General features: G+C 73.4%; 1 pseudogene. It reads right to left on the bottom strand.

Features of this window, described 5'->3' with window-relative positions:
- Nucleotides 1-358 (bottom strand): annotated as a pseudogene (locus CCN42_RS40230) (SAM-dependent methyltransferase); the annotation flags it as partial.
- Nucleotides 359-695: the final 337 nt, after the last annotated feature.

Genomic DNA, 695 nt, shown 5'->3' with positions numbered 1-695 from the left:
CCCGGATCCCGGCCCGGGCCAGCGCGATGGCGTCCCCGCCGATCCCGCAGCACAGATCGGCCACGGAGGTGACGCCCAGCTCCCGCATCCGCCGCGCCCGGTACGCGGCGACGCTCGCCCGGGTCGACTGCTCGACCCCGTTGGGGGTGAAGAACATCCGCCCGGCGTCCTCGGCCCCGAACTTGGCGACCGCCCGCTGCCGCAGCCGCGCCTGTCCGAGGGCCGCCGACACCAGTTCGGCCGGGTGCTCGCGGCGCAGCCGGGTGGCGACGGCGAGTTCCCGGGCGGGGTCGGTGCCGCGGACCTCGTCCAGGAGGGCGCCGCCCTCGGGGGTGCGCAGGGCGTTCAGTTCGTTCACCGGGTTGTTCACCGGCTCATTGTCGGCCAGTCGGTGGATGGTGTGCCGCGGGCGGCGGTGTCGGCCCGGGAACGGCGGTGGCGACTGGGAAGATCCGGCACCATGCGACTAGTCGTACAAAATGAAAAAAGCGGGACGTATGCCGCCCGCCGTCGTCCCGCGCGCACCATCCGCCTGCGCCCGGCGCGGAGACGGGTGGTGCGCGCCGGGCGCAGGCGGATGGTGCGCGCGGGACGACGGCGGGCGGCATACGTCCCGCTTTTTTCATTTTGTACGACTAGTCGCATGGTGCCGGATCTTCCCAGTCGCCACCGCCGTTCCCGGGCCGACACCGCCG

The organism is Streptomyces glaucescens, assembly GCF_002154375.1.
In the GTDB taxonomy this organism is placed as follows: Bacteria; Actinomycetota; Actinomycetes; order Streptomycetales; family Streptomycetaceae; genus Streptomyces; species Streptomyces glaucescens.
The sequence above is the reverse complement of the archived record's forward strand: the minus strand, read 5'-3'. Positions and strand labels throughout refer to the sequence as shown.